The following is a 21,558-nucleotide window of genomic DNA, read 5'->3' on the forward strand; positions in this document are numbered from 1 at the left end:
GTAAAATTAAAATTCAAAAGTGGATTTGGAGGCTTAAACAACCAACAGAATCACTATAAACCAATGTTTTTCCAGTTGGCAAAAATAACATCTTTCAATTCATCTACTGTTATTTTCTTTAATTCAGCCACTTTGGTGTAAATGGCTTCAATATCAACCTGCGCATCATCAGTTTCCAGAAAAAACGGAGCATCTAGTTGTTGCAATGTAGCAGCTACTGCTTCGGATGTTAAAACCGCCGCACCAAATGACAAGTAAAAACCTTGATTGATCAGTTGTACCGCAAGTTCTTTCTTTTTAGCGAAGCCATGGATAATCAGCGGAACGCTAGGGTTCATCTTCTTTTTTAACGCAATCAGTTCATCAAAAGCTTTAACACAATGCAAAATCAGTGGCTTTTTTAATTGTTCTGCCAAATTCATCTGTGCTTCTAACAATTGTATTTGGCTGGCCATAGGCTCGCCCTGCAGTTTATCTAAACCGCATTCGCCAATTAGCTTCACGTTATCCTGCTTGGCAAGCACAGTAAGGTATTTCATATAAGTAGAAAGTTCAGCAAGCTTGCCATACCACGGATGAATCCCGATAGAAATTGGCTTTGTTTTAGGCATGGCTAAAAAAGTGCTTTCGCTCAAAGAAATGCTTTGAATAGCAACAACTCCCGGCGCCTGTTTGGTTTGGTGGGTATGTAGATTTAAAAACAAACTCATTCATGCAAATATAACAAAAGCAGCAGCTCAAAAAATTTACTCTATAAAAACAGTAGACAATTTTTGTGTGGCTATATTTGCCGCAGTAATTTTTAGTAACTTATAAAGATGATAAAGAAACTCTTGATTTTTTTAACCTTCGTAAGCTTTGGTTTATCAAACAGTAAAGCACAAGATAAAACAGCCACCAGCACCGAAGCGCCACAGGCGGTGAAAATTTATAACCCGTCGGCAAATGCACAAGCTGATATCGACGCCGCTGTAGCAAAAGCAAAAAAGCAAAATAAACACGTATTTGTGCAGGTTGGCGGCAACTGGTGTGTTTGGTGTTTAAGGTTTCATCAACTAGTAAATGATACCCCTGAACTTAAGCAGTACCTAACTAACAATTTCGAAGTGGTTTTGGTGAACTATAGCCCTGAGAATAAAAATGAAGCAGTATTGAAAAAGTTGAAAAATCCAGGTCGTTTTGGCTTTCCAGTGTTTTTAATTTTAGATGGTAATGGTGAGGTAATTCATATCCAAAACTCAGCCTACTTAGAACAGGGAAAGGGCCACAGCGTGAAATTGATTACAGACTTTCTTAAAAATTGGACCTATAACGCAGTTAATGCGAATTAGCTATATCGGATAGTTAGTTTTAATTGTCGCTTACCTAAAGAAAATTAATTGTTTGTGCTTCCTAGCCTTTGCGTAAGGTAAATGTAATTGAACATGCAGTAGGTAGCAATAGCGCCGAAACTATGCCATAAAAAATGTGTGCCAATGCTTAACCAAGCCCATTTATCTACCACCCTAAAAGTAAGGGCAAAAATAAATGCCAGCAAAGCGAAGCCTACCCATTTTGCAGCCTTCCAATTGGTGTAAATCAAATAACTTAACACCGGAAGTAAAACAATTAAAGCTAGCAACGCATAATTTACGTTGATAAATAGGTGCTCGTTACTGCCAGTAAAATAGCTTCTTAAGCTCAGCTGCAGTAAAAAATAGCCTAAAATCATCAGCAAGGCATAATACCACTTGGTGCGTTTAGCCAAAAAGTACATTCCAGCTGAGACACAAAGCAGCATAATTGGCAACCAGTCCATCATAATAAAAACGGGCCACTGCCTAAACGAGTGGTAAATGGTACCACCTATGCCGCCAATATAAAGCAAAGTAATACAATAGCTTAAAAATGGATGTTGTTTGAAATTTCCCTTAATTTTTACGGTCCAAAAAATGGCGATAAACAAAAATAAAACAGCAGTAACCGCATTAAAAGGCTCAGGAAATAGGTGTTCCATATTGGTCTCCGTGTAGTGCATTCCACCATCTGGAGGCATTGAATTGATAGGCATAAGATTTTTATTCGTAGAACATGGAATTGGTTATTTTTGTTTGCACTTATGTAGAGCGTTTTACATGATAAATTAAAACAATAAAAATCAAGATGAGTAATAAATTGTACATGATTTTACTGGGCTGTAAACCCAAAGGAAGGCATACTGAGCAACATGATATTTTCTTTGGCATTGCCGATAAAGTAAAGGATTTGGTTCCCTCTATTACCGATTTTTGGCCTGAGGCTGAAGGTAAAATTCACCTAGATGCATACAGAGAAGTTGTTTCGGTAGAGGGTTACAAAGTAGAAGTTATCGCTGCAACTGATGATCAAATGGGTGCTTCCTCCAAACGTTTGTTTTTTATGAACTTGGGCGGATACCAAAAGGAGGTTTTTGATGAATTGCACCACAAAATGTTAATAGTGGCAGAAAGCAAAGCCGAAGCCATAAAAAAGGCAAAAGACAGCGAGTTTTATCAGCAGTTTTTTAGTCCGCATATTGATGATAAATACGGTGTAGATGTAGATGATGTTTTTGACATTGAAGATGTTTTGCCTGCCGAAATGAAATTACAATACCGTTTACAGTTTACACCGCAAGCCAATTTACCCAATGACGAGATTGTGCTGGGCTACATGCCAATAGCTAAACTCTAGTCGTTACGTTTGCCATTAGTCGGTTTACGGTCATGTTTGCTCCTGTATCAGCACAAAATTTATTCATAGCTGTTAATTTGTATTAAAAATATTCAAACAATGTCGTTACTATATACTCCCATCCAAATAAAAAATCTAAGGTTAAAAAATAGAATAGTAGTTTCTCCAATGTGCCAGTACTCGGCAGTAGATGGTTTTGCTAATCAATGGCATTTGGTACATCTAGGTAGCAGAGCTGTTGGAGGAGCCGGGCTAATCATTACAGAAGCTGCAGCGGTATCGCCAGAAGGTAGAATTTCCATCGCTGATTTAGGGATTTGGAAAGATGAACATTTGCCCAAACTGCAAGAAATAGTGGATTTTGTACACCAAAACGATGCCCTTATCGGTATTCAACTGGCACATGCTGGTCGTAAAGCTAGCTTCGATATCCCTTGGGAAACTCCTGCGCAACTAAGCGATGAAAATGGTGGCTGGCAACCTGTAGCGCCGTCGGCAATTCAATTTAATCCGAAAGATAAAATGCCTTTCGCTTTAGACAAAGCAGGTATTGAGAAGGTGAAAGCCGATTTTAAAGCAGCCGCAAAGAGGTCACTTGCTGCAGGGTTTGATGTGATAGAAATCCACGCTGCACATGGTTACCTTGTTCATCAGTTTTTGTCGCCGCTAAGCAACCAGCGTACTGATGAGTATGGTGGCTCGTTTGAAAATAGAATCAGGCTGCTTCTGGAAATTATCAGCGCAGTTCAAGAAGTATGGCCTTCTGATAAAGCACTTTTTGTACGTATTTCCGCTACCGATTGGGTACAAGGTGGCTGGGATGCGGCATCATCCGTTCGTTTAGCGCAAGTTTTGAAAAACCTTAACGTAGATTTGATTGACACCTCCACAGGCGGTTTAGCCAGAGAGCAGGAAATTCCCGTGGGCCCAAATTATCAAGTTGAATTTGCCGCTGATATTAAAAAACAGGCTGGTATTTTAACGGGCGCTGTAGGTTTAATAACTGATGCTCAACAAGCCGAGGATATATTGCAACGCGGCGAAGCGGATTTGATTTTTATGGCCAGAGAGCTGCTGAGAAATCCATACTTTCCATTATCGGCAGCTGCTGAGCTTGGCGACGAAGCGCATTGGCCATCGCCTTATTTGAGAGCGAAGCCCTAATATCCAACATAGTTGTACGTTAATTCGGCCGCTTTTTTTGTAAAGAACTAAGTTTTTTTATCTTTATGTGGCCAAATGATGTACATCTATGCTAAATAAGGGTTTGATATTAATCCTCTTCTGTTTCGTTCTCTCTTCCAGAACCGTTTTTGCGCAAACGCAAAAGATTACTAGTTTCTTTTTTGAAACAGACCTAAGTGTATTGGACGAACGACAAAAAGAGGCCTTTAAGCAGTTTGTAAGCGAACTTGATACCAAAGAAATTACTTCTATTTCTATATTGGGTTATTGTGATGATAGAGGTAGAAAAGGCTATAACGATACGCTTTCGGTAAAGCGAGCCAATTACATTAAGGCGTTGCTGGAAGAATTAGCCATTAACACTGATAAAGTGAAACTTTTAACGGGCAATGGGAAGGTCAACTTGGCAAATCCGCAAAATGTAATAGAGCAGCGAGCTTACAATAGAAGGGTGGATTTAGTAATTGGCTATGTGGCCAAAACACTTCATTCCAATGACAACATCCTGTCTGACACGCTTAAGGTTGGGGATAAAATTGTATTGGAAAATATCCTTTTTGAAAACAGCCGATCTGTTCTTTTACAAGAATCAATCCCCGTGCTGGAAAGAATCACTAAAATTATCAAGGAAAAAAAACAATATAACATTGCCATATTAGGGCATATCTGCTGTAATCCTCCCGGTAGGGATGTAAAAGATTTCGAAACGGGCGAATACAACCTCTCTCAAGCTAGGGCAAAAATCATTTACGATTACCTGATTTACAAAGGTGTGGATCCTAAACGGCTTAGCTACAAAGGAATGATGGCCAATTTTCCATTAGGCAAAGGTGAAAAAGCAGATAGGCGTGTGGAGCTTCAAATTACCGGCATCAATAAGTAAGCAATCTTAAATAAACGGCTCTCCGTCGTGGCATAACCTTGTAATCTTTCTGTTAAATTTTTTGCCTATTAAAACCTTTTGCTGCACTTCAAGTTATTTTGTGCAATGCTGGAGTTGTATAAAAGGCGTTTTTAATTTTTACTTTTGATCCTAAAATTATAATTACATGTTCGATAAATTAATGGCTGCGCAAGGCAAAGCCGAAGAAATCAAAAAAAGATTGGATAGTGTTTCCGTTTTTGGCGAAGTAGAAGGTGGTGCAATTAAGGTAACCGCAACAGCTAACAAGGCAATCACAAACATTGAAATAGCAGATGAGTTTTATGAGCAGGCCGACAAGGAGGAGTTGGAAGAGCTATTACAGGCAGCCGTAAATAAAGCTTTGGCACAAGCCGACCAAGTAAGTGCAACAGAGATGCAATCGGCAGCTAAGGATATGCTTGGTGGTTTCGGTGGTTTGTTTGGTGGATAAGTAAAGTATCAAGTTATAAGTTAATTTAAATCTTGAAGATGAAATACACATATTTTGGACAATCATGTTTCTTGCTAGAAACAGCTACGGTGAAACTTTTATTTGATCCTTTTATTAAAGGAAACCCCTTAGCTAAAGACGTTGACATAGAAAAAATTGAAGCCGATTATATTTTGGTAAGTCATGGCCACGGCGACCATGTAGCTGATTTGGTAGAGATTGCAAAAAGAACAGGCGCTAAGGTAATTTGCATGCCCGAAATTGCTGCTTGGTTGCAAAATCAAGGGGTAACCAATATCCACGAAATGAACATTGGTAAGTTCAAATTTGATTTCGGCTCGGTAAGAATGGTAACGGCAACCCACTCAAGTAGCCTTCCAGATGGCTCTTATGGAGGTAATCCTGCGGGCTATGTGTTGGATATAGATGGCAAACAAATTTATTTCGCAGGAGATACCGGCTTAACGCTAGATATGAAACTATTAGCGGAGCTTTATCAATTGGAATATGCCATTATGCCTATCGGTGGCAATTATACCATGGATGCTGAAGACGCAACCATTGCTGCCGATTATGTAAACTGCCATAAAGTAATTGGTGTACATTACGATTCGTTCCCGGTAATTGCCATTGATAAATATACGGCTACCGAGATTTTTAAGAGAGCACAAAAACAATTGCTTTTACCTGAAATTGGCGAAACAATTGAATTAGCGTAATGAGATGTAGCATACATACGAAGATGAAAACCTTCGTATGTATTTGCTGAAAAATTAGTTTTTCTTTTTGGCCACTGCCTTGTTGGCTTTGTATCGCATATCTGCGGTGCCATCTTTTTTCGTTGGTCCTGCTACAACAGTTTTAACGTCCTTGTTTTCCTTGTAACGCATGTCTGGCGTACCGTCTGCTTTTAGTTTGGCTGCGGTAGTTTGTGCTTTCGCTTCAACTTTTTTAGCCTCCGTTTTAGCGGCAGCCGCAACTTTTTTAGGCGCTTGTTTTACCGAGGTTACACTAGGAGTGGTTTGAGCAAAGGTTGTGCTTAAGCCCAATAAGGCTATAGCAAATAGGTTGAAAAGTTTTTTCATTGGTATTTGATATTTGTTTGGACTAAAAACGACGTTTTAACCCAATTATTATATCGCCTTGATAAAAGCTTTAACGTAATTTGAACTTAATAGGGATATTGTATTTAATGTTAACAACCTCTCCAAACATTTTTCCTGGAATCCAATTTCTCGACATGGAAAGCACCCTCATCGCTTCTTCGCCAAGTTCTTCATTTGGTGCCGAAATTACACTAACATCTTCTACGGTGCCGTCCTTTTTAACGGTGAAACTTAACTTAACCGTACCTTCTATCCGCTCTCTTGCCGAGGTGCGTGGATATTGTATTTTAGTGCCCAAAAAGTTGTAGAACTCAGTTAATCCCCCTTCATAGCTCGGTAAAGTAAACAAGTCCTCGTATTTAGCAGGCTCGCCATTTTTATGAAAATAGCTAGATTTTTCTTTTTTGCCATAAACATCGTAGTTTTCCTCTCCTGCTAATTTGCCATCCTCATAAAACAGTTTCCACAAGCCTATTTTACGGCCATTTTCATAGCTGCCTTGTTCTTTTATTTGTTGCCCATCCCAGTACTCTGCAAAACTGCCGTCCAATTTTCCATAATAAAAGTTTTCAGACTTTTTAAGACTCCCGTCCTTAACATAAGTAAGCCACTCTCCATTTTTATGGCCTTTATCGTACATTCCCTTGCTCTGAGTTTTTCCGCCAATATAGCGGGCGTATTCCCCTTTTCTTACTTTCAGGTCTTTGTCTTCAAAGTTGATCAGCTCCTGTGCTACATTTTTTTTATCGTAAAAAGTAACCTGATAAAGCTCGCCAACTTTTTTAACAACTGGCGTCCATTTTGACCGTACGGGGTCTTTGGTATACATTGGGCTGTTGTAAACCAAAGTGGTGTCTTGTTTTGAGTTTTGGCAAAATGCAATTTTAGTAAGGGCAATTAAAAATATAAAGGCGAGTTTTTTCATGATTTTAATAGAGCTGATTTTATAGCGTTAATTTTTAAATGTAATTATACATTATTTAGAGTTAAAAGTATTTGATTTTCCATAAAGCAAAGAAGATTATCAGGCCTTTTTAAATCAACTAATGATGGATAGCTGTGTTGTTGCTCATTTCATTAGGATTTTCGGCCATAACCTCTCCATTCTATTTAACACAAATTTGTTATGTTTGCATAGTATTGTTTTTAAAGTATTATCTTTGGTGCAACCAAAAATAACCCTGAATTATGCATTTCGAATTAAGCGAAGAACAGCAAATGATTAGGCAAGCCGCCCGAGATTTTGCCCAAACCGAATTAAAACCAGGTGTAATAGAAAGAGACGAACACCAAAAATTCCCGGCTGAGCAAGTAAAAAAACTTGGTGAGCTAGGCTTCCTGGGAATGATGGTTGATCCAAAATACAATGGTGGCGGCATGGACACGGTATCTTACGTGTTGGTAATGGAAGAACTTTCCAAAATTGATGCCTCGGCTTCGGTAGTGGTTTCTGTAAACAACTCTTTGGTATGTTACGGTTTGGAGCAGTATGGAACCGAAGAACAGAAAGAAAAATATTTGAAACCGCTGGCCGCCGGCGAAAAAATCGGAGCCTTTTGTTTATCAGAACCTGAAGCAGGCTCAGATGCTACCTCGCAACATACAACCGCCGAAGATAAAGGTGATTACTACCTGCTAAATGGTACTAAAAACTGGATTACAAACGGTGGCACTGCAAGCACTTACTTGGTAATTGCCCAAACACATAAGGAACTTAAGCACAAAGGAATTAACGTATTTATTGTAGAGAAGGGAACGCCTGGTTTTACTATAGGTCCAAAAGAAAATAAGTTAGGTATTAGAGGGTCTGATACACACTCGTTAATGTTTAACGATGTGAAAGTGCCTAAAGAAAATCGCATTGGCGAAGACGGCTTTGGATTTAAATTCGCCATGAAAACTTTAGAAGGCGGGCGTATTGGTATTGCAGCGCAGGCGCTGGGAATAGCTTCGGGAGCTTACGAGTTGGCATTAGCCTATGCACAAGAACGCAAAGCTTTCGGAAAACCAATTGCAGATCATCAAGCTATTGCATTTAAACTAGCTGATATGGCTACTCAAATTGAGGCTGCCAGATTGTTGGTGCATAAAGCGGCTTGGTTAAAAGATCAAGGACTACCTTACACGTTAGAAGGATCAATGGCCAAACTTTTCGCAAGTAAAGTAGCAATGGATGTAACCGTTGAAGCGGTGCAAATACATGGTGGCTACGGTTTCGTTAAAGAATATCACGTAGAACGATTAATGCGTGATGCCAAAATTACCCAGATTTACGAGGGAACCTCAGAAATACAAAAACTAGTGATTAGCAGAAGTATTTTGGGATAGCTATTACCACCTTAGACACCTTAGAATAATTAAAAAACTCAGGTGTCTAAGGTGTTTCAAAAAAAGCCGCTACGAAATACAACTAGTCTGATTTTAGCATCTTACACCCATATACAGTTAGTCTAATCGAACTCAGGTGTCTAAGGTGGTTCAAAAAATTGCCACTACGAAATGCAACTAGTCTGATTTTAGCAACTTACACCCATATACAGTTAGTCTAATCGAACTCAGGTGTCCAAGATGTTTCAAAAAATTGCCGCCACCAAAGCCTATCTTATATCCCAAAAGCTTCATTACGACTTCTCTACACCAAAAGCGGCATCAAGTATTACCTTAATAACCGTTACCACGATAGCTAATACCGCTGCAGATAAAAAGCCTGAGGTGTTAAACCCGCTCATCCAGCTATCTACCAATAAAATCATCAATACTGAAATGATGAACGAAACCAGTCCCAAGGTTAAAAAGTTGAGTGGAAAAGTAAATATCCTCAACACCAAGCCAATGGTAGAGTTAACTACCGCAATTAAAATTGCTGCCAACAGTGCGCTACCATAACCGTCAACGCTAACGCCCGGAACTAAGAAAGCACCTAGCATCACTGCTAAGCCCATCAACAAAACTTCTAAAATTATCTTAATCATTGTAACTTAGTTAAATGTTTAACAAAATAACATTTTTACTTTGTTGTTGTTTCTTTTTCAGCGCTTGTTTTTTGAAAAGTGATTCAGCTCTGCAAATTAATTTTTCATCCGATAGCACCAAAATAGTGATTAGCGGTGTTGAGGAAGCTAATCTTTATCAACTTAAAAACAAATTAGATAACGATAGTTTGAGCCGTAGCTTGGTAAGCGTGGCGGAGCTTGCCGATGACACAGGTACAGATCGCATTGTGCAAGGAAAGCTAATGGTTGATAAAAAGGCGGTTTATTTTTTGCCCGAGCAGGCTTTCAGGAAAGGACACACTTATGCCGTCAGTACAGTTTTAAATGCTAGCTTTGCTACTAAGGTAGACATCTTAAAGTCTGATGTGGGGCATGCAGTGAAGCCGCAAGAAAAAATACTGAAGAGATAGTTTGAAGCCTAATAATTTTAACCAAACAATGAATTCCGAACCTACAGCTAGTTTTTCAGGCTATCAAAAGCTTGTGATTTTCTTGCTCGCAATAACGCAGTTTACCGTAATTTTAGATTTTATGGTGATGTCGCCATTAGGTGATATGCTGATGAAATCACTGAGCTTAACGCCTTCCGATTTTGGGATAACCGTTTCAGCATACGCTTTTAGCGCCGGTACCTCTGGGTTGCTTACAGCTGGTTTTGCAGATAAATTTGACAGAAAGAAGTTGTTGCTATTTTTTTACCTGGGGTTTATTTTGGGTACCGCTTGTTGCGGCTTGGCACACACTTATACCCAACTGGTGATTGCCCGTATCGTTACCGGACTCTTCGGTGGTGTAATCAGCTCCATATCAATGGCCATCATCACCGATTTATTTGGTCTGCAACAACGCGGCCGGGTAATGGGCTTTATACAAATGGGCTTTGGCGCTAGTCAGGTTTTGGGCGTGCCCATTGGGTTGTATTTAGCCAATATTTGGGGTTGGGAAGCACCATTTTGGTTGGTTGTAGCTATTGCTTTGGTTATAGCGGTATTAATTATGGCCAAATTAAAGCCCATCAATCAGCATTTGCTCATACAAAGAGAAAAAACTGCGGTAGCTCATTTGTGGCACACCGTAAAGTTAAAAAAACACCGTATTGGCTTTACCTCTACAGCTCTGTTATCTATCGGTGGATTTATGATGATGCCTTTTGGCAGTGCATTCGCCATTAATAACCTCGGTATCACCGAAAGTCAACTTCCACTACTTTTCATGATTTCGGGACTGAGTTCACTATTGATATTGCCCATGATTGGGAAACTGAGCGATAAGGTGAGCAAGTTTAAAATATTTGCTTCAGCCTCTGTTTGGATGATGCTGATGTGCGTAATTTATACCAACCTATCGGTAACTCCATTTTTTATTGTCGTTATACTTAATATTTTAATGATGATGGGCATCATGAGCAGAATGATACCATCGCAAGCATTAACCAGCGCAATTCCAGAGCCGCAAGATCGTGGGGCGTTCATGAGTATCAATTCCTCACTTCAACAAATTGCTGGAGGCGTTGCCGCAGCGGTATCTGGCTTAATTGTGTCCCAGCCCGGTAAAGGGCAGCCATTACAGCATTACGATGTTGTTGCATACGTAATTGTAGGAATTACCATCATCAGCATCTTCCTGATGTTAAGGGTAAGTAAGCTAGTTTTATCTAAAGAGAGCGGCCAACCAGCAATAACATCTACGTAGATTAATAAAAAGCGATCAATTTAATTACAAAACCATCTAAATTTTAACAATGAGAAAATTAACTTTTCTACTCTTACTGTTGGCATCTATTTATTGTAATGCGCAACAAGGTGCCAAAAATCAAAACTTCAGAATTGCGGTAAATGCAGGATTTAGTCAGTTGCTAGCAAAAACATCAAACAGTGTTCCGGCTCAAAGCAAAAATTATGTGTCTGCTTTAAAGTCGGGGGCTAATTATGGAATTGATGCCAGTTATTTCATTTCAAAGGAATGGGGTTTCGGAATGAAATTCAATCAATTTAAGTCGTCCAATAGCGGCACTTATTATGATAGTAATTTAGGGAGCACCGTAAGTATGGCCGATCACATCACACATACCTTCATTGGCCCAAGTGCAGCTACCCGCTATGTAAGCCCCAATAATAAGCACGGGCTTGTTTTTACGCTAGCCTTAGGTTATTTGGGTTATTTGAATGATGGCGCCTTAAACGGAACGTCCTTTAAGATAAAGGGCGGTACATTTGGCTCTGCCTTGGACGCTGGTTACGATTACCATGTAAACAAGCGTTTTGCACTAGGTGTACAGGCGTCTGTTGTGGGAGGCGTATTAAAAAGCTACACGGTAACCTATGCTAACACGACTCAGAAAATTGAGCTTGACGAAAAAAGTAAGGAAAGCCTAAGTAGGATAGATTTTTCGTTCGGAGCGAGGTTTAATTTCTAAAACACTAATGCTCAGCTTGATTTTTTAAATTAAAATATTTTTGTATCTTTGCAGAGCAAAACAAGAAGAGAGGGGACGCGTGTCCCCTCTTTTTATTTAGCAAAATTTTATACCATGCAAGTAGAAAAGCGAGTTAGCGATTTAGTGGCTGAGAAAATTGCAGATAGGCCCGATCTGTTTTTGGTTGATGTAAAAATGCTGCCTAACAATAAATTGATCATTCATGTAGATGGTGATCAGGGGATTAGCATACAAGATTGCGTAGCCATCAGTAGGCATGTGGGATTTCACTTGGAGGAAGAGAATGCAATTGAAACAGCGTATAATTTAGAGGTTTCTTCGCCGGGTGTTGGTGAGCCGCTAAAGCTAAATAGGCAATATGTTAAAAATGTGGGTAGAGAATTGGCGGTGAAGTTGCAAAGTGGTGATAAAAAAGAAGGCAAGCTAATAGCGGTTACTGACGATGCCATCACCATTGAAGAGCAAGTAAAAGAAAAAGGAAAAAAATTGCAATTGGTAACTAGCCAAATTGCGCTAAACGATATTATAGAAACAAAGGTTTTAATTTCATTTAAATAAAATGAACAATATTAATTTAATCGATTCTTTTCAGGAGTTTAAAGACTTCAAGAACATCGACCGCCCTACGGTAATTAGTGTATTGGAAGAGGTGTTTCGCAGTATGTTGCGTAAAAAATACGGAACAGATGAAAACTGCGACGTAATTGTGAACCCAGATAATGGAGATTTGGAGATTTGGAGAACCAGAAAGGTAATGGAAGATGGTTTCTCGGAAGATGATGATCTGGAAATTGAGCTTGCTGAAGTACACCAATATGATCCAGATTTGGAAGTTGGCGACGATTATATCGAGCAAATTACCTTAGAAAGCTTTGGTCGTAGAGCAATTTTAGCAGCTCGCCAAACTTTGGTTTCTAAAGTATTGGAATTGGAGAAAGACGAAATCTTCAAAAAGTATAAAGATAGGGTAGGCGAAATTGTTACCGGAGAGGTATATCAAGTTTGGAAAAAAGAAACTTTGGTATTGGATGATGAAGGTAATGAGTTGTTGATGCCTAAAACGGAGCAAATTCCAGCCGACTATTTCAAAAAAGGAGATGCTGTTAAAGCGGTAATTTCTAAAGTAGATATGGTAAATGCTACACCTAAAATCATCATTTCGAGGGTAGCTCCGGAGTTTTTACAGCGTTTATTTGAACTAGAGGTTCCTGAGATTTTTGATGGCTTAATCACCATTAAGAAAATTGTACGTGAACCAGGTGAGCGTGCTAAAGTGGCTGTAGAATCTTATGATGACAGAATTGACCCGGTAGGAGCATGTGTGGGTATGAAAGGTTCTCGTATCCATGGTATCGTGAGAGAGTTGAAAAATGAAAATATAGATGTAATCAACTTTACGAACAATATTTCGTTATATATACAACGTGCTTTAAGTCCGGCAAAAATCACTTCTATTAAATTAGATGATGAAACTAAACATGCTTCGGTATACTTAAAACCTGATCAAGTATCATTAGCTATTGGTCGTGGTGGACATAACATTAAATTAGCTGGTAAACTAACTGGTTACGAAATTGATGTTTACCGTGAGGCTGATGAAGAAGATGAGGATGTGGATTTGGAAGAATTCTCAGACGAAATTGATAGCTGGATTATAGATGAATTGAAAGCTATTGGTTTGGATACCGCTAAAAGTGTATTGGCTTTATCAATAGATGAGCTGGTTAAACGTACCGATTTAGAAGAAGAAACCATTAAAGAAGTAGTTGCTATTCTACAATCAGAATTCGAATAAACATCGGATACTTGAATTAATAAGAATAAACGTTACTTTTGTATTAATTAGAAAAAAACAGGATAATCAATGTCAGACGACAAAACCATAATGTTATTAAAAGCAGCAAAGGAGCTTAACATAGGAATTGCTACCGCGGTAGAGTTTCTTGGTAAGAAAGGCTATGCTGTGGATAATAAGCCTAATACAAAACTTTCTGGTGAGATGTATAATGTCTTGCTGAGAGAGTTTCAGGGAGATAAAATTGTTAAAGAGGAGGCTAACCAAATAGTTATTGGCAAAATTCGTCGTGATGAACCTGAAGTAACAATAGAAAAAGCTCCTGAACCTGCTAAAAAGAGTCAGGACTTTGAAAGTGAAGGCGTTTTAATTAAAAACCTTCACCAGTTTACTCCTCCTGCTGAAAAACCAGCTGCTGAAAAGCCTGTAGAGGCTCCAAAACCAGTTGAGGCTAAGCCAGAGGCAGAAACTAAGCCTGCACAAAATGTAGATGAATCTTCACTTCCTGGTGTTAAGGTGGTTGGTAAAATCAACCTTAATGATTTAAACCCCAAAAACAGAGCGCCTAAAAAAGAGGAAACTCCGGCACCTCCTGTTGAAAAACCAGTTGCTGAAAAACCTGTAGAGGCACCAAAGCCAGTTGAACAACCAGTTGTTAAGGCGCCAGAACCTGTGAAAGCACCTGAAGTAGTGAAGGAAGAAAAACCAGCTGCTGCAGCTCCAGTACAACAGCCAAAGCAAGAACCTGCCAAGCCGCAGGAGCCTGCTCGAGATGAGGTAATCAAAGCTCGTTCTGTAAGGTTGTCTGGTCCAAACATCATTGGTAAAATTGAATTGCCAACTACACCTGATAGGAGAAATCAACCGGTGGCTTCATCTAGCGATAGCGAAGCTGCTAAGCGTAAACGTAAACGCAAGAAAACTCCGGGAGCACCTGGTTCAGGCCCTAATCAAGGTCAGGGTGGCCAACAAGGCAATAACCAACAAGGTGGCGGTCAAAGGCCTCCATTCCAAGGCGGTCAGGGAAATCGCCCAGGTGGACAAGGTGGTGGTTACCAAGGCAATAGAAATAACAATCGCCCTGGATACCAAGGTAATAGAAACAATGCTGCGGGTAACACTTCAAAAGAAGAACCCTCAGAAAAAGAAATACAAGATCAAATTAAGGCAACACTTGCCCGTTTAAGCGGAGCAGGTAAGTCGGGTAAATTTGCTCAGCGTGCTAAATTGCGTCGTCAAAAACGTGATGATGTTGCCCTTTCAGCGGAAGAAGCAGCATTAGAGGAAGAATTGGCATCGAAAGTGTTGAAGGTGACAGAGTTTGTTACCGCCAACGAATTGGCTAACATGATGGATGTACCAGTAACTAAAGTTATTGGAACGTGTATGAGTTTAGGCATGTTCGTATCAATTAACCAACGTTTAGACGCGGAAACTTTAACCATCGTGGCTGATGAGTTTGGTTACGAAGTACAATTTGTAAAACCAGACGAAGAAGAGGACGTAAATATTGAAGAAGTAGATGCTGAAGAAGATTTAATTCCTCGTGTACCTGTTGTTACCATCATGGGTCACGTTGACCACGGTAAAACATCATTACTAGATTATATCCGTAAGGCAAATGTGGTAGCTGGTGAGGCAGGTGGTATTACGCAGCACATTGGTGCTTATAAAGTAACTACAAGTACAGGAAAAGAAATCACTTTCTTAGATACGCCAGGTCACGAAGCCTTTACAGCGATGCGTGCCCGTGGTGCGAAAGTAGCAGATATTGCAATTATTGTGGTAGCTGCGGATGATGCGGTGATGCCACAAACTAAAGAGGCAATTAACCACGCTCAAGCGGCTGGCGTACCTTTAGTGTTTGCATTCACTAAAATTGATAAACCTGGAGCAAACTCAGATAAAATCCGTGAGCAATTATCGGTAATGAATATCTTGGTTGAAGACTGGGGTGGTAAATACCAATCACAAGAAATATCAGGTAAAAGCGGTTTAAACGTAGATTTGCTTTTAGATAAAGTATTGTTAGAGGCAGAATTATTAGAACTTAAAGCTAATCCTAAAAAACGTGCTACCGGTACAGTAATTGAAGCAACCTTAGATAAAGGTCGTGGTATTGTAACTACGGTATTGGTACAAGGCGGTACCTTACGTGTGGGTGATCCAATTTTAGCGGGTAGTTATAGTGGTAGGGTGAAAGCGTTATTTAACGAACGTGGTGCAAAAGTAAATGAAGCCGGACCATCTGTACCTGTTCAGGTATTGGGTATGTCGGGTGCACCAACAGCGGGCGATAGGTTTAATGCACTTGAAAGCGAAACCGAGGCTAGAGATATTGCTAACAAGCGTTTACAGTTGATGCGTGAGCAAGGTTTGCGTACGCAGAAACACATTACCTTGGCAGAAATTGGTCGTCGTTTAGCGATTGGAAACTTTAAGGAACTGAACTTGATCATCAAAGGTGACGTGGATGGTTCTATCGAGGCATTAGCGGATTCATTACTGAAGTTATCTACTCCTGAAATTCAGATTAACGTAATTAGCAAGGCAGTAGGTCAAATTTCAGAAAGTGATGTATTGTTAGCTTCCGCTTCCGATGCGATCATTGTAGGGTTCCAAGTTCGTCCTTCAACAGGGGCTCGTAAATTAGCAGAGCAAGAGCAGATTGATATTCGTTTGTACTCTATCATCTACGATGCGATCAACGAAATTAAAACTGCGATGGAAGGCATGTTGGCTCCAGAATTTGAAGAGAAGATTGTGGCTAACGTTGAAATCAGAGAAACATTCAAAATCTCTAAAGTGGGAACTATTGCCGGATGTATGGTGTTGGATGGTAAAATCTCTAGAAATAGCAAAATCCGTATCGTACGTGATGGTGTTGTAATTTACACTGGTGAATTAGCTTCGTTGAAACGTTTCAAAGATGATGTAAAAGAGGTTTCTAAAGGTTACGAATGTGGTTTAAATATCCAAAACTTTAATAACATTGAAGTAGGTGATATCGTTGAAGCTTACGAACAAGTGGAAGTTAAACGTAAATTGTAATATAATTTATACAGTTAAATATTGTTAAAGGCGTTTCGAATTCAAATCGGAACGCTTTTTTTGTGGCGATATTAATTATACATGGAAGAAGCGATTTTAAATAGGGAGAAAAAGAACTTTGATTTTGTAAACACCATTAGGTGTATTTCGATGATGGGTATTGTTTGGGAGCATAGCGCTAGCCTTTGGGGAGTTAAGTACAGTAATTCAGGAGATACTGCGTTGCAGATTGCTTCGATGCAGTTTTTCAAGTTTGCAACCATAGTTTTTTTCTTGATAGGCGGCTTTTTAATTAACCATAAATTTACCGAGTACACAGCATCCCAATATATTAAGCGCAGGTTTTCTAGTACCGTTAAACCTTGGCTATTTTGGATAATGGTATTGGTTATTGCCAATGTCGTACAAAAGTGGATTGTATATCACAAAGGAGGGACGGAAACGTTCTTAGATCACCCTTTCGCATATTTTATAGAGCAGTTTAGATACATTTTATTTGAAAGTAGTTTTTGGTTTATACTCAACTTTCTAATCTGTATTACCTTGCTGCTTCTATTCAAAAAATATCTTTACAAAATTTGGTTCGGATTAGTATTGTTGTTTATTTCACTTATATACAGTGCTAATTTATATTTCGAATGGTTTGTTACCCGCCATTCCATTGCGTTATTTGGATTTGTGTTTTACTTATGGTTGGGCGTTTATTTTAATAGGTATTACGAGCCGGTTTTAACTTGGATTAATAAAATAAGTTGGCGGAAAATGCTAGCTATGAACATGTTCACCTTTGTTTTGGCTTGTGTAGAAATCTGGATATTAATGGAAAGAGGTTCGCATGATGAGTATAACACTTTGAGAATCTCCAATATTGCCTATTCCTTAACAATGTTTATGCTGTTGTTGAAATTCGGGAATATCAAAATAATAGATAAATATTTAACTCCGCGGAAGTCAACCTTTGGTATTTATTTAATACACCAAATTTTAATAATTCGCTTGCTTCCAGAAATATTTAAAGGCAGGCCTTGGATAGCTCAGGAGCTTTCTGTTTATCAAAATATAGGCTATTCGCTGTTGCGGTTCCTTATCGTTTATTTGATAAGTTTATTGGTAACTAAAGCCTTACAGAACACAAAATGGAAGTGGTTGATTGGTAATTAGCTCTCAAAAAATACAACAGGCAGTTCAGCTATTTTTAGATTTTTAATTTTAACGTATAAATTTAGTAAGCGCTCAGAGAAAAATCCAAATATTCTACGCTGGTATGGATATTCGCTAACTTTAACGGTTTTCTCTAGTTCAGAAATGATAGGGAACAGCCATGAGCAATAGTCTGAGAAAATTTGTTTATTTGAGATGAACATGTTGAAACAATACATCTGATTGGTCTGATCAAAATATGAATCGAATTGCTCGGTTAAGTTTGGATGCAACTTTAACACGGCGTCACGCATTAAGTACCAATCTTCCTTAATATGATGGTAAATGTACTGTTCTTTAATTGAGCCAGCTATTTTATCAGTTAACATGGTAGGTAGGCTGCATGGGAGTATAATGTCTGAATTCTTTAATAACGCTATCAAGTGGGCCTTAAATTCGGCTCCGGTGGCTTGGTTTAATGCGGATTCACTAAAGCGTTCCGAATAGATAGGACGAGGATCTATCTTAAGTTCAGAGCGTAGAAATTTTTTATGTACATATGTTCTGGGAAGAGTGAAGTATCGTCGATAATGGCATAACCCAATAAACCCACAGTCGAAATTATCTAGGTGCTTCCAGATCCAATACAAAGCGGTTAACTCGCTATGTGTTCCGTTTTTTTCTGCAATATGGTCGCCTGTATTGTCGGAGGCCATTGACATTTCAATTTTCGATAAATGCTTTCCAACTTGTAAAGGAATTATCAGGTTACTTTTTGGAACCTCGTATGGCTTATGGAAAATTGAAAATATAGAAATGCTATTTTCGTAGTTCATATTTAGCTTTTGTGAGTGCGGATGCAATAACTTGATGCATATCATAATATTTGTATTCAGCGAGTCGACCTCCAAAAATCGTATTCTCTTCCTCTGCTGCCAAATTTTGGTATTTTTTTAAAATACTATTGTTTCGTTCGTCATTAACTGGATAATAAGGCTCGGCATTTTTAGTGTTTTTCACAGGGTACTCTCGTGTAATGACGGTTTTTTGCTGTGTTCCAAACTCGAAATGTTTGTGTTCATATATCCTTGTGTATGGAGTTTCAGCATCAGTAAAGTTCATTACCGCATTACCTTGATAATTTTCTGTATCATGTACCTCAACTTCGTAAGTCAGGCTTCTATAATCGAGTTCGCCAAAGCAGTTATCAAAATAACGATCTATTTTTCCAGTAAAAACGATCTTCCGAGCGATATTTTGATAATAACTTCTATTTTCAAAGAAATCAGTATTCAACTTAACCTCAATACCGTCCAGTAAACCATTGATGATTTTATTATATCCGCCAATTGGGATTCCCTGGTATTTGTCATTAAAATAATTATTATCGTAAGTGAATCTAACAGGCAATCTTTTGATAATAAAAGCTGGTAGGTCAGTTGCCTTTTTGCCCCATTGTTTTTCCGTATAATACTTAATTAACTTTTCATAAATATCTGTGCCAACTAGCTTTAATGCTTGTTCTTCCAGATTTTTAGGATTTTCTATGTTTAGATGTTCTACCTGTTTAGCTATTTTTTCTTTCGCTTCTTTTGGTGTTTTAGTGCCCCAAAGTTTGTAAAAGGTGTTCATATTAAAAGGTAAGTTATACAACTCGCCTTTGTAGTTTGCTATAGGCGAATTGGTATACCTATTAAATTCTGCAAACTGATTTACATAATCCCACAAGTATTTATCATTGGTATGAAATATATGTGCTCCATACCAGTGCACATTGATGCCCTCTATTTCTTTACAATAAATATTTCCGCCTAAATGGTCCCTTTTATCAATTACAAAACAGGTTTTACCTGCCTTTGTCATTTCGTGTGCAAAAGTGGCTCCAAAAAGCCCCGAACCTACAATTAAATAATCGTATTTGTGATTTTGCATCATAAGGTATCTATCCTATTTTGTATTGTTTTAATCATGGTGCTAATTGCACTATCATATGTTAAGTTTGCGCATGCGTATTGATAAGCATTCTCTACAATATCTTCATACAGTTTTGGATTACTTTCAATCATTTCATATTGAAGAATTAAATTTGAAAGGTCGTTTTTTACTGGAATGAAGTGTACATAGGGATGTAAATCAAACCAAAAAAATTCTTTCCACTGGCGATCTTGTAAAAATAGAAGCCTCTTTGTAAACAAAAGAAATTTTAATCTGCAGGAAAATCCGATGCCTTCAATATCAATTAAATATTTGTATTTGGTGTGTTCTGGTAGCGAAATATAGGCAACCTGTTGTTTGTGCACAAAATAGTTATCTACAAATGTGTCAATTACCTCTAGTATGTTAGTGTTTTTTTGTGCAATGCTTAGCAGTTCCTTTCTCATTGGATTGGTTTCGGTGTTGCCAATCCAAAAGATCTTATTAACTTCCCAAGGTTTTTTGCTTGCCGCTTTGATATCCTCTATAGTTGAATTAAAATTGGCTATGCCGGCTTCCTTCCAATGATCAAAAGAATAATCAGGAATCAAATAGGCTATTTTATTGCAATCGTCAGTGCAATAATAGAAATCGGTATTTTCGTATGTTTTAAAAGGTTGATCATTGATAAAGAAACGAAAATTGAAGTCTTTTTCAGTATTGAGGTGAGGAATGCAGTCAATGATCATCTTAGCAGTACTATATCCACGCGACTGGCTTTTATGGATAATATTTACAGCGAAGTATTGACCAACCTTCTTTAGCTCTACATGAGGTAATTTTTTGCCATATTTTTTATCCCAAAACCTGCTAATGTTTTGAATTTTGTCTGCTTGCTTGTAAATAAAGGTCTTTAGCCCCATGCTATAAATTTAATGTAAAGATACCACAATTAATAAAGCCACTAGATTAATTTGTATTTTTGTAATACATGATATCAATAGTAATTGCCTCAGTGAATGAGAAGCAACTTCAGGACATTAAGCTGAATATTTCTCAAACTATTGGCGTAGCATACGAATTAATTGTCTTCGAAAATTCAAATGGCGAACGTGGTCTTTGTGCAATTTATAATCAGGGAGCTAGTGAAGCGAAATACGAATTAGTATGCTTCATGCATGAAGATATTGAGCTTAAAACTAAGGACTGGGGCAAAATAGTTGTTGATTTGTTTACTGAAAATGAAAAACTAGGAGTTGTTGGTGTAGCAGGTAGTGCGTATAAGTCATTGGCACCATCAGGCTGGGGTTCAGAGAGTTTTGAAAAGCCAACTAATTTTTTCAACTACATTCAGTATTTTAAAAGGAGTGAAACCAAAGAAATACATGCATATTACAACCCAAATAACGTAAAGTTTGAAAAGGTTGTGGCTGTTGACGGAATGTGGATGTGTTCTACAAAAACCGTGGTGTCAAGAAATCCTTTTGATGATGATCTTTTTAAGGGATTTCACTGTTACGACTTAGATTTTTGCTTAAATGTTGGCAGTAATTATGATATTATCGTCTCTTTTGAAGTACTAATGGCTCATTTTTCTGAGGGAGGGTATGACAAAACATGGTTCTTTGAAACGCTAAAGCTACACGAAAAGTGGAAAGGGCAGCTACCTAGATGTACCATAAGCTTAACATACGGAGAAAAGCAACTAATAGAAAAGCGGGCATACAAAAGAATTATTTCTAAACTAGTTGAGTTAAATTTTAAGCGTTCAGAAATCATTAACTTCCTAAATCAACAAAAAACGAAATTCGGTATTGACAGGGCGCTCTTTTTAAAGCTGAAATTTTATCTTATAAAGTTTATTTACTTTGGCAAACGGGTTAAATAGACG

23 protein-coding genes are annotated in these 21,558 nt (G+C 38.3%); 15 read left to right on the forward strand and 8 right to left on the reverse strand.

The features are described 5' to 3' along the window. Positions 1-53 precede the first annotated feature (53 nt). A complete protein-coding gene (locus tag DUT68_RS11145; protein WP_113638278.1) occupies positions 54-710 on the reverse strand; it encodes a TatD family hydrolase in 657 nt (218 codons plus the stop codon). A gap of 108 nt (positions 711-818) precedes the next feature. On the opposite strand from DUT68_RS11145, the gene DUT68_RS11150 reads away from it, so the two are divergent. Continuing rightward, positions 819-1,331, forward strand: coding sequence for a thioredoxin family protein (locus tag DUT68_RS11150; protein WP_113638279.1), 513 nt, complete (start codon positions 819-821; stop codon positions 1,329-1,331). 44 nt (positions 1,332-1,375) lie between these two features. Here the strand turns inward: DUT68_RS11150 and DUT68_RS11155 are convergent, their stop codons facing one another. After that, positions 1,376-2,050: a hypothetical protein gene (locus tag DUT68_RS11155; protein ID WP_113638280.1), complete on the reverse strand. Its 675-nt coding sequence runs from the start codon at positions 2,048-2,050 to the stop codon at positions 1,376-1,378. Between the two features lie 92 nt (positions 2,051-2,142). Here DUT68_RS11155 and DUT68_RS11160 point away from each other — a divergent pair, with 92 nt between their 5' ends. From DUT68_RS11160 to DUT68_RS11180, 5 genes are all read left to right on the forward strand, one after another. Continuing rightward, positions 2,143-2,691 carry a DUF1543 domain-containing protein gene (locus DUT68_RS11160; protein WP_113638281.1) on the forward strand — a complete coding sequence of 183 codons (549 nt, stop codon included), beginning with the start codon at positions 2,143-2,145 and terminating at the stop codon, positions 2,689-2,691. A 99-nt stretch (positions 2,692-2,790) separates the two neighbouring features. Next, positions 2,791-3,855 (forward strand): NADPH dehydrogenase NamA, encoded by a 1,065-nt coding sequence (namA, locus tag DUT68_RS11165; RefSeq protein WP_113638282.1) that lies wholly within the window; start codon positions 2,791-2,793, stop codon positions 3,853-3,855. 88 nt (positions 3,856-3,943) lie between these two features. Beyond that, positions 3,944-4,759 carry an OmpA family protein gene (locus DUT68_RS11170; RefSeq protein ID WP_113638283.1) on the forward strand — a complete coding sequence of 272 codons (816 nt, stop codon included), beginning with the start codon at positions 3,944-3,946 and terminating at the stop codon, positions 4,757-4,759. Positions 4,760-4,925: 166 nt separating this feature from the next. Next, positions 4,926-5,231: a YbaB/EbfC family nucleoid-associated protein gene (locus DUT68_RS11175; RefSeq protein WP_113638284.1), complete on the forward strand. Its 306-nt coding sequence runs from the start codon at positions 4,926-4,928 to the stop codon at positions 5,229-5,231. 38 nt (positions 5,232-5,269) lie between these two features. Further along, the gene (locus DUT68_RS11180) at positions 5,270-5,950 is read left to right on the forward strand and encodes a metal-dependent hydrolase (RefSeq protein WP_113638285.1); all 681 of its coding nucleotides are present in this window, start codon (positions 5,270-5,272) and stop codon (positions 5,948-5,950) included. A gap of 54 nt (positions 5,951-6,004) precedes the next feature. Here the strand turns inward: DUT68_RS11180 and DUT68_RS11185 are convergent, their stop codons facing one another. Together DUT68_RS11185 and DUT68_RS11190 are read right to left on the reverse strand one after the other, a co-directional pair. Next, complete coding sequence (locus DUT68_RS11185; protein WP_113638286.1) at positions 6,005-6,316, reverse strand: hypothetical protein; 312 nt, start codon at positions 6,314-6,316, stop codon at positions 6,005-6,007. A gap of 70 nt (positions 6,317-6,386) precedes the next feature. After that, complete coding sequence (locus DUT68_RS11190) at positions 6,387-7,262, reverse strand: energy transducer TonB (RefSeq protein ID WP_113638287.1); 876 nt, start codon at positions 7,260-7,262, stop codon at positions 6,387-6,389. A 263-nt stretch (positions 7,263-7,525) separates the two neighbouring features. Here DUT68_RS11190 and DUT68_RS11195 point away from each other — a divergent pair, with 263 nt between their 5' ends. Then, positions 7,526-8,665: an acyl-CoA dehydrogenase gene (locus DUT68_RS11195; protein WP_113638288.1), complete on the forward strand. Its 1,140-nt coding sequence runs from the start codon at positions 7,526-7,528 to the stop codon at positions 8,663-8,665. A 293-nt stretch (positions 8,666-8,958) separates the two neighbouring features. Here DUT68_RS11195 and DUT68_RS11200 read toward each other — a convergent pair whose 3' ends face one another. Continuing rightward, the gene (locus DUT68_RS11200) at positions 8,959-9,306 is read right to left on the reverse strand and encodes a phage holin family protein (RefSeq protein ID WP_113638436.1); all 348 of its coding nucleotides are present in this window, start codon (positions 9,304-9,306) and stop codon (positions 8,959-8,961) included. A gap of 74 nt (positions 9,307-9,380) precedes the next feature. Here DUT68_RS11200 and DUT68_RS11205 point away from each other — a divergent pair, with 74 nt between their 5' ends. From DUT68_RS11205 to DUT68_RS11235, 7 genes are all read left to right on the forward strand, one after another. Next, positions 9,381-9,740: a hypothetical protein gene (locus tag DUT68_RS11205; protein WP_157960845.1), complete on the forward strand. Its 360-nt coding sequence runs from the start codon at positions 9,381-9,383 to the stop codon at positions 9,738-9,740. A 28-nt stretch (positions 9,741-9,768) separates the two neighbouring features. Next, positions 9,769-11,022 (forward strand): MFS transporter, encoded by a 1,254-nt coding sequence (locus DUT68_RS11210; RefSeq protein ID WP_113638290.1) that lies wholly within the window; start codon positions 9,769-9,771, stop codon positions 11,020-11,022. Positions 11,023-11,071: 49 nt separating this feature from the next. Beyond that, positions 11,072-11,746, forward strand: coding sequence for a hypothetical protein (locus DUT68_RS11215; protein WP_113638291.1), 675 nt, complete (start codon positions 11,072-11,074; stop codon positions 11,744-11,746). 114 nt (positions 11,747-11,860) lie between these two features. Then, on the forward strand, positions 11,861-12,325 hold the full coding sequence (gene rimP / locus DUT68_RS11220) for a ribosome assembly cofactor RimP (RefSeq protein ID WP_113638292.1): 465 nt from the start codon (positions 11,861-11,863) through the stop codon (positions 12,323-12,325). Between the two features lies 1 nt (position 12,326). Beyond that, the gene (gene nusA, locus DUT68_RS11225) at positions 12,327-13,562 is read left to right on the forward strand and encodes a transcription termination factor NusA (protein WP_113638293.1); all 1,236 of its coding nucleotides are present in this window, start codon (positions 12,327-12,329) and stop codon (positions 13,560-13,562) included. A 69-nt stretch (positions 13,563-13,631) separates the two neighbouring features. Further along, positions 13,632-16,613: a translation initiation factor IF-2 gene (gene infB / locus DUT68_RS11230; protein WP_113638294.1), complete on the forward strand. Its 2,982-nt coding sequence runs from the start codon at positions 13,632-13,634 to the stop codon at positions 16,611-16,613. Between the two features lie 81 nt (positions 16,614-16,694). Beyond that, positions 16,695-17,774 carry an acyltransferase family protein gene (locus tag DUT68_RS11235; protein WP_113638295.1) on the forward strand — a complete coding sequence of 360 codons (1,080 nt, stop codon included), beginning with the start codon at positions 16,695-16,697 and terminating at the stop codon, positions 17,772-17,774. On the opposite strand, the gene DUT68_RS11240 is transcribed toward DUT68_RS11235, so the two are convergent. Genes DUT68_RS11240 through DUT68_RS11250 form a run of 3 tightly spaced genes read right to left on the reverse strand, consistent with a single transcriptional unit; the run spans position 17,771 to position 20,590 of the window. Further along, entirely contained in the window at positions 17,771-18,589 is an 819-nt protein-coding gene (locus tag DUT68_RS11240) for a DUF4422 domain-containing protein (protein ID WP_157960846.1), read from the reverse strand. The genes DUT68_RS11235 and DUT68_RS11240 overlap by 4 nt on opposite strands. Further along, on the reverse strand, positions 18,573-19,688 hold the full coding sequence (glf, locus tag DUT68_RS11245; RefSeq protein ID WP_113638297.1) for a UDP-galactopyranose mutase: 1,116 nt from the start codon (positions 19,686-19,688) through the stop codon (positions 18,573-18,575). The genes DUT68_RS11240 and glf overlap by 17 nt, the downstream gene beginning before the upstream one ends. Beyond that, a complete protein-coding gene (locus tag DUT68_RS11250) occupies positions 19,685-20,590 on the reverse strand; it encodes a glycosyl transferase family 90 (protein WP_113638298.1) in 906 nt (301 codons plus the stop codon). Before DUT68_RS11250 ends, glf begins: the two co-directional genes overlap by 4 nt. Before the next feature lie 68 nt (positions 20,591-20,658). Between DUT68_RS11250 and DUT68_RS11255 the strand changes: the two genes are divergently transcribed. After that, on the forward strand, positions 20,659-21,555 hold the full coding sequence (locus DUT68_RS11255) for a glycosyltransferase (RefSeq protein ID WP_113638299.1): 897 nt from the start codon (positions 20,659-20,661) through the stop codon (positions 21,553-21,555). Positions 21,556-21,558: the final 3 nt, after the last annotated feature.

It is taken from the genome of Pedobacter zeaxanthinifaciens (genome assembly GCF_003313335.1).
Classification (GTDB): Bacteria; Bacteroidota; Bacteroidia; order Sphingobacteriales; family Sphingobacteriaceae; genus Pedobacter; species Pedobacter zeaxanthinifaciens.

Excerpts from the sequence above, each read along its gene's own strand:
- DUT68_RS11145 (WP_113638278.1), bottom strand. The coding sequence starts at position 710 with ATGAGTTTGTTTTTAAATCTACATACCCACCAAACCAAACAGGCGCCG.
- DUT68_RS11150 (WP_113638279.1), top strand. The coding sequence starts at position 819 with ATGATAAAGAAACTCTTGATTTTTTTAACCTTCGTAAGCTTTGGTTTA.
- DUT68_RS11155 (WP_113638280.1), bottom strand. The coding sequence starts at position 2,050 with ATGCCTATCAATTCAATGCCTCCAGATGGTGGAATGCACTACACGGAG.
- DUT68_RS11160 (WP_113638281.1), top strand. The coding sequence starts at position 2,143 with ATGAGTAATAAATTGTACATGATTTTACTGGGCTGTAAACCCAAAGGA.
- namA (WP_113638282.1), top strand. The coding sequence starts at position 2,791 with ATGTCGTTACTATATACTCCCATCCAAATAAAAAATCTAAGGTTAAAA.
- DUT68_RS11170 (WP_113638283.1), top strand. The coding sequence starts at position 3,944 with ATGCTAAATAAGGGTTTGATATTAATCCTCTTCTGTTTCGTTCTCTCT.
- DUT68_RS11175 (WP_113638284.1), top strand. The coding sequence starts at position 4,926 with ATGTTCGATAAATTAATGGCTGCGCAAGGCAAAGCCGAAGAAATCAAA.
- DUT68_RS11180 (WP_113638285.1), top strand. The coding sequence starts at position 5,270 with ATGAAATACACATATTTTGGACAATCATGTTTCTTGCTAGAAACAGCT.
- DUT68_RS11185 (WP_113638286.1), bottom strand. The coding sequence starts at position 6,316 with ATGAAAAAACTTTTCAACCTATTTGCTATAGCCTTATTGGGCTTAAGC.
- DUT68_RS11190 (WP_113638287.1), bottom strand. The coding sequence starts at position 7,262 with ATGAAAAAACTCGCCTTTATATTTTTAATTGCCCTTACTAAAATTGCA.
- DUT68_RS11195 (WP_113638288.1), top strand. The coding sequence starts at position 7,526 with ATGCATTTCGAATTAAGCGAAGAACAGCAAATGATTAGGCAAGCCGCC.
- DUT68_RS11210 (WP_113638290.1), top strand. The coding sequence starts at position 9,769 with ATGAATTCCGAACCTACAGCTAGTTTTTCAGGCTATCAAAAGCTTGTG.
- DUT68_RS11215 (WP_113638291.1), top strand. The coding sequence starts at position 11,072 with ATGAGAAAATTAACTTTTCTACTCTTACTGTTGGCATCTATTTATTGT.
- rimP (WP_113638292.1), top strand. The coding sequence starts at position 11,861 with ATGCAAGTAGAAAAGCGAGTTAGCGATTTAGTGGCTGAGAAAATTGCA.
- nusA (WP_113638293.1), top strand. The coding sequence starts at position 12,327 with ATGAACAATATTAATTTAATCGATTCTTTTCAGGAGTTTAAAGACTTC.
- infB (WP_113638294.1), top strand. The coding sequence starts at position 13,632 with ATGTCAGACGACAAAACCATAATGTTATTAAAAGCAGCAAAGGAGCTT.
- DUT68_RS11235 (WP_113638295.1), top strand. The coding sequence starts at position 16,695 with ATGGAAGAAGCGATTTTAAATAGGGAGAAAAAGAACTTTGATTTTGTA.
- DUT68_RS11240 (WP_157960846.1), bottom strand. The coding sequence starts at position 18,589 with ATGAACTACGAAAATAGCATTTCTATATTTTCAATTTTCCATAAGCCA.
- glf (WP_113638297.1), bottom strand. The coding sequence starts at position 19,688 with ATGATGCAAAATCACAAATACGATTATTTAATTGTAGGTTCGGGGCTT.
- DUT68_RS11250 (WP_113638298.1), bottom strand. The coding sequence starts at position 20,590 with ATGGGGCTAAAGACCTTTATTTACAAGCAAGCAGACAAAATTCAAAAC.
- DUT68_RS11255 (WP_113638299.1), top strand. The coding sequence starts at position 20,659 with ATGATATCAATAGTAATTGCCTCAGTGAATGAGAAGCAACTTCAGGAC.